Consider the following 1237-nt stretch of genomic DNA (forward strand, 5'->3'; position numbering starts at 1 on the left):
GATCTGCGCTCGTCTAGGAGAGGCTGTCCGCGCGGCCGAGGAGATTCAAGCCGGTATTCGCGGGAGGCGTGCGCAACACGGGCTGAGCAGCGCCACGCGTCAATCTAGCGTCAAGCCCGCGATGGAGCCTCGGCCGGCCGCCCGCTAAGCGACTAGGGCGGCGAGCTCCGAGCTGCTGAACACTTGGACCGCGATCTCCTGCAGAAGAGGCAGGCCAAAGCCCGCGATCATCGCGTCGTCCGCGTCTGTCAGCAGATACTCGCCAATGCGGCTGTGCGCGATCGAACTCCTCAATCGGTAGATCTGGTAGGCGGCGAGGTGGGCCATGAAGTCGTCGAAGTCCTTGTCAGTTTTCGCCAGCTTGGCAAGCTTGACATTTGCGCGCTCCACCGGACCGGTCTCAACAAGACCGCGGAACGTGCTCCACTTCGCGTCTTCCGACAGCGGATTGCCGTCCTTGCCGTGTAGTTGGAACATCTCCTGCGCCCGGTCGATTCGTGCAGGAACGGCGGGTTCACCGCGTGAAGTAGCGCCGTGCGAATACCACCGGTCAACTGCGCAAGCCACTATGGACGCGCTCGCCAGCTCAGCCGCGCACCTCGCCTTCGAGGGCTGGCACGGCGAGCCGTGGATCTTCAAGACCCCGCACCATCCCGACTACAAGCGCGATCGGGTCGAGCGCATGGTGAAGGTGGGCCTCTCGACCGCCGCGGCCCCGGCCTACTTCGAAGCCCTGCCGAACAATGGCTACGTGATGGTCGATGGCGGACTTTGGGCGAACAACCCGATCATGAACGCGCTCGTCGACGCCTTGGCCTGCTGCGACCTCGACCGGGCGCAGGTCGAGATCCCGAGCCGGGAGATCGCAAGGACCTTCTTTGCCAGCGACGTTGCCTCCGATGTGTTCGTAACGGCGGCATGAAGGTGAAGAACTTCGCTCTGAAATCGGCCTGGGCACCGCGATTGGTCCCAATGCCGCCTGACAGTAGTTCGAGCGTAATCAGCCAACTCTCAGGAAGCGGATGTTCCTAGCAGCGGCAATGAGCCAACACCGGCTGCCGCTGAAGTATCACTCCCAGCAGCGGACATCCAAGAAGCCGGCTCTGGGCCTACTCCGGTCACCAGACACCGCTCCTCAAGAGTCTCCGATAAATTGACGTCCCCATTGCCCTCCCCGCGCGCCCCTAACTCAGCCCCGCCCGCCCGGGATCGAACGCCCCTACCGCCGCCTTGATCT

The 1237-nt window shown here is 63.5% G+C and carries 2 protein-coding genes; one reads left to right on the plus strand and one right to left on the minus strand.

The features are described from left to right. Window positions 1–144: 144 nt before the first annotated feature. Window positions 145–477 carry a hypothetical protein gene (locus AC1D34_RS37695; protein ID WP_476827043.1) on the minus strand — a complete coding sequence of 111 codons (333 nt, stop codon included), beginning with the start codon at window positions 475–477 and terminating at the stop codon, window positions 145–147. A gap of 91 nt (window positions 478–568) precedes the next feature. Between AC1D34_RS37695 and AC1D34_RS37700 the strand changes: the two genes are divergently transcribed. Further along, window positions 569–922, plus strand: coding sequence for a patatin-like phospholipase family protein (locus AC1D34_RS37700; RefSeq protein WP_441504725.1), 354 nt, complete (start codon window positions 569–571; stop codon window positions 920–922). Window positions 923–1237: the final 315 nt, after the last annotated feature.

The sequence above is a fragment of the Allobosea sp. P1_A7 genome, assembly GCF_056406775.1.